Consider the following 4979-nt stretch of genomic DNA (forward strand, 5'->3'; position numbering starts at 1 on the left):
GGAGAAGAACGTTGCCCTCAAAACTTGCCTATCCCATTTTGTGGGGGAAAGGAGACCACGCCCTTCAAACTTGCCTCCCACCGCTCGTCGGGGGGAGGGGGACCACGAAGTGGTGGAGGGGGGGTCGCCGAAGGCTGCATTATAAAACCTGCGGCGAAGCCGCCACCATCACCCTCGGCCCGAAGGGCCGTCAAACCTTAGAACCTTAAGAACCTTCTGAACCCTAAAACAGCAGGGCCGCAGCGGCCCTGCTGTTTTACTTCGCAAATCCTTCTTTCAGCTGGCGAAGTCCCTGCTCCAGTGTTTTCCGGGGGCAGGCGAGATTGAAGCGGAGGAAGCCTTCCCCTTCTTTTCCGAAGACGTACCCCATGTCCAGCCACAGGTGGCAGTCATAGAGGACTTTGTGCTCCAGATCTTCATTGGAAAGGCCATAGGCCGAGGCGTCGATCCAGATGAGGTAGGTGCCTTCCGGTTCGATGAGTTTCATTTTCGGAAGGTTTTCGGAAAGGTAGGTTCTTGTGAAATCCAGATTTTCCCGGATGTATTCCTTAACGGTGTCCAGCCATTCCCGGCCTCCTTCATAGGCGGCACGGCAGGCGGCAAGGCCCATGACGTTGAGCTGGTCGTAGCCGAAGGAGTCCAGTTCTTCCTGGAAGGCCCGGCGGATACGGGGATTGGGAATCAGAATGTTGGAGTTCTGCAGGCCGGCAATGTTGAAGGTTTTGGAGGGAGCGGTGCAGATGATGGCATTTTGAGCCGCTTCTTCGCTGACGGTGCCGAAGGCGGTGTGCACGTGGCCGGGGTAGGTGAAGTCTTCGTGGATTTCATCAGCCACTATGGTCACGCCATGGGAGAGGCAGATGTCTGCATAGCGGGTGAGTTCTTCCCTGGTCCATACGCGGCCTACCGGGTTGTGGGGCGTGCAGAGGAGGGCGAGCTTCACATGGCCCTTTACGATTTTCTCTTCCAAATCCGCAAAATCCATTTCATAATGGCCGTTCTTCAGCACCAGAGGGCTGTTCACCAGCGTCCTTCCGTTTTTGATGACCGCATTGAGGAAGGGATAGTATACAGGCTGGTTGATGAGGATGCCGTCTCCCGGTTTGGTCAGGGCTTTGACAGCCAGGTTGATGGCAGGCACGACGCCGGGGGTTTTGATCAGCCATTCCGGGCGGATGGTCCAGTGGAAATAGGTTTCCTGCCAGGCGGCCAGGGCTTTGAAATAGGCCTCGCCGGATTCGGAATAGCCGAAGATGCCATGGTGCACCCGCTTTTCCAGGGCGTCCAGAATGGGCTTTGCTACTTTGAAATCCATGTCGGCTACCCAGAAGGGAAGCACGTCTTTAGGCTTTCCGCGCTGCACGGCAAAATCGTATTTCAGGCAGCCGCTGCCGCGGCGGTCGATGATGGTATCTAAATCAGAAAGTTTCATGATGGACTCCTTTGTATATTGATTCAATGGTGGTGTCATGTGTGGCGCTTGATCGTATTCCCGAAGGTTGACAGCCCCTTCAGGGCGTGAAGGTTGATGGCGCCGCCGGGCCTTTGGCCCTGGGCGCCAAGGGTTCTGTCCGGGACCGGCTGACGCCTCCCGGACGGGTTGAGGGCTCCGCCCTCGGGAGTTATATGGTATTGTGGAGGTCCTGCATAGGACCTCCAAGTCAGCCAAAGTAGGCCCTTAGCCTGCCCATTAAAGGGCTTACCTATTGGTTGGCTGACCGTGCCCGCTGGCGAGGTGGGCGCCCTTTCGGCGCCATTTTTTATGCCGCCTTTGGCGGCTAAAACCTTTACAACCGCCCTGCGGGCGTTGGAAATGCATTCCCCCTTTGGTGGCTGGCGCCACCACCTTTCCCCCTCTTCGAGGTGGCACAACAACCCGTGCTTACTGTAGAGATGCTTATGAAGAGAATATTTTGCGGTGTTTTATTCTGTCCCCCGCTTGCGGGGGAAGTCTGGCGTAGCCGGATAGGGGGAGGCGAGCGCAGCGAGTCAATCTGCAGAATGCTTATCATGCTATATGACATAGAAAGCCAATCCCGTAACGCGGACTTTATAAGCATTGCCCGAAGGGCAATCCACCACCCTCAGCGCCGGCGGTGCTGTCGCCCCCTTGAGCGAAGCGATGCAACCCTTCTACACAACCTGCGGCGCCAGCCGCGCCCCTTTTTTAAAACTTGCGGCGCAGCCGCCACCACCACCCTCGGCCCGAAGGGCCGTCAAACTTAAGAACCTTACGAACCCTCGGGGCAAAGCCCCGTCAACCCTCGCGCCAACGGCGTGTCCCATAGCGAAGCGGCCTTTATCCCAGGGCCTGCTCCAAATCAGCGATGAGGTCGTTTACATCTTCAATGCCTACGGAGAGGCGGAGGAGGCAGGCGGTGATGCCGCGGGACTGCCGTTCTTCTTCGGTGAGGTCGCTGTGGGTCTGGGTAGCAGGGTAGGTGATGAGGCTTTCTACGCCGCCCAGGCTTTCAGCGAAGCGGATCAGTTTCACATTCTTCAGCACCTTGAGGGCTGTTTCATGGCTGTCGGTATAGAAGGAGAGCATGGCGCCGGCGCCGCGGGACTGCTTGAAGTGGATATCTCTGCCGGGGAAATCGGAAAGGCCGGGGTAGAAGACTTTGGTGATTTTCGGATGGTTTTCCAGCCAGTGAGCCAGGACGTCTGCATTTTTCTGAGCTGCTTCCATGCGGAGGGCCAGGGTTTTGATGCCCCTGGTTACGAGCCAGCTGTCCCAGGGAGCCAGGCAGCTGCCTACGGTTTTGTAGAGGAAGCGGATTTTTTCTGCCACTTCCTTATCTTTCGCCACTACGAAGCCTGCCAGTGTGTCGTTATGGCCTGCCAGGTACTTGGTACCGCTATGGATGACGATATCGGCTCCGAAATCTATGGGGTTGCAGAAATAGGGGCTCATGAAGGTATTATCTGCAATGAGGAGGGCACCGTGAGCATGGGCGATATCTGCTGTTTTCCGGATATCGGTAATCTGCATCATGGGGTTGGTCGGGGTTTCGATATAGACAGCCTTTACCGTTTCATCGAAGGCTTCTTCCACCTTGTCTTCATGGGAGGTATTGACGAATTTGAACTGAATACCGTTCTTTTCGTTCACGAAACGGAAGAGACGGATGGAGCCGCCATAGAGGTCATCGGAAGAAATGATGGTGTCCCCCGGCTTGAAGAGTTCCATGACCATGGAAATGGCGGCCATGCCGGAGGCATAGCTGGTACAGTCACAGCCGTGCTCCAGAGCGGCTACCACTTTTTCAGCACACTCCCGGGTCGGATTTTGAACCCGGGTATAGTCATAGCCCGTGGACTCCCCCAGCTCCGGATGGCCGAAGGTGGCACTCTGGAAAACGGGTACGGAAATGCAGCCGGTCGGATCTTTCCAATCGCTGCCATGAATGCAGATTGTTTTGATATTCATATGAAAAACCTCCCTGAAATGATGTTGAAATAAAAAAATCGTCCCTCGAAATCGAGAGACGATGTATCACCGTGTTACCACTCTTCTTTTCCCCTCCGTTACCGGAAGAGGACTTGACAGGTACGCCGGACAATGCCATAAATACCCTGCTGCTGTAACGGGCAGTCCCGGCGGGCTTGACCATTCGGCCCGGAGGCTCCAAGTCCATCTTCAGGCGGCCCTCCTGCACTGCTTTCACCACACGCAGCTCTCTTTGCCATTCGAGAAGCCCTACTCTTCTTGTCATTGCCTTCTTTGAAATTGGAAATATGATACCACGGGTCACCATGGATGTCAAGGATAAGTGACATAGCGCCTCTGGCGCGAGGGTTCAAAAGGTTCAGAGGGTGGTGGTGGCGGCTACGCCGCAAATTTAAAAAAGGGGCGCGGCTCCGCCGCAGGTTGTGTAGAAGGGTTGTGGTTCGCTTCGCTCAGGGGGCGACAGCGCCTGCGGCGCTGAAGGTGGTGGTATCGCTATGGGGCCACTCTTGTGGCCCGGGTTCAAACAATGCACCCCTTTTGGTGGCTGGCGCCACCACCTTCCCCCCGGCGGGGGGACTTTATTCTTCGCTATGCGTTGAGTGGCTTAAGTCAGCACTAAGGTAAGGGTAGAGTAAATCTCCCCCACCGGGGGAGATGCCGCAGGCAGAAGGGGTGCATTTCCAACGGTCCATAGGCCCGGTTGTTTGTTTTTTCTTGCTAAAGGCATATAGGGGTTAAGATTGATTTTCCTTTAGCTCTTCCACCCTTTTCTTTACAATCAAATCAATCATGATGCGGACGCCGTCGAAGCGGTGGCGGATATCACTGTTGGAGAAGCGGAGGACAGCAATGCCTTTTTTTCTATATGTTTTGTGCGCCACTGGTCATAGCTCCTGCCGTAATCGGTGTAATGCTGAGAGCCGTCGATTTCTATGGCCAATCTGGCTTGATGACAGTAAAAGTCAAGGATAAAAGGGGCCTGTATCTGTTGACGGCGAAATTTGACAGGATAGAAGCGGAGGTATTGGTACCAGAGTTTCTTCTCCTCCGGAGTCATCCCTTTTCGCAGGGAGGTAGCTCTGACTTTTAAGGTGCGGTTCAAAGGGGGATTGTTCATAAGGGACTCCTTGATGGAGAAATGCATAGAAGCAGGAAACAGTGGGAATCATTTCAAGGAACAACCGATGGGGCGGGAAAACTGTACAACCGGGCTTTCGCCCGTAGGGAAACCATACAACCGCCCTGGCGGGCGAGGACATGCACCCCTTTTGGTGGCTGGCGCCACCACCTTCCCCCCGGCGGGGGGACTTTATTCTTCGCTATGCGTTGAGCTGACGAAGCGAGGCTTCGCGGTGTTTTATTCTGCCCCCTGCATAGGGGGCAGTCCGGCGAAGCCGGATAGGGGGGCGAGCGCAGCGAGCCAATTCGCAGAATGCTTTTCATGCCATATGACATAGAAAGCCAATCCCGTAACGCTGACTTTATACTCATCGCCCGATAGGGCGATACCACAACCCTCGGCCCGAAG

At 55.4% G+C, this 4979-nt stretch carries 3 protein-coding genes and 1 pseudogene; all 4 read right to left on the minus strand.

The window, feature by feature from the left end; genetic code table 11:
- Positions 1-256: 256 nt before the first annotated feature.
- On the minus strand, positions 257-1432 hold the full coding sequence (locus HMPREF9453_RS09475) for a MalY/PatB family protein (RefSeq protein WP_008860336.1): 1176 nt from the start codon (positions 1430-1432) through the stop codon (positions 257-259).
- Positions 1433-2299: 867 nt separating this feature from the next.
- Positions 2300-3430 carry a trans-sulfuration enzyme family protein gene (locus HMPREF9453_RS09485; RefSeq protein WP_008860337.1) on the minus strand — a complete coding sequence of 377 codons (1131 nt, stop codon included), beginning with the start codon at positions 3428-3430 and terminating at the stop codon, positions 2300-2302.
- A gap of 755 nt (positions 3431-4185) precedes the next feature.
- Positions 4186-4332, minus strand: a complete 147-nt coding sequence (locus HMPREF9453_RS12305; RefSeq protein ID WP_232217352.1) for an endonuclease domain-containing protein — start codon at positions 4330-4332, stop codon at positions 4186-4188.
- 35 nt (positions 4333-4367) lie between these two features.
- Positions 4368-4595, minus strand: a pseudogene (locus HMPREF9453_RS12425) (endonuclease domain-containing protein); the annotation flags it as partial.
- Positions 4596-4979 lie beyond the last annotated feature (384 nt).

This window comes from Dialister succinatiphilus YIT 11850, assembly GCF_000242435.1.
Taxonomy (GTDB): domain Bacteria; phylum Bacillota; class Negativicutes; order Veillonellales; family Dialisteraceae; genus Dialister; species Dialister succinatiphilus.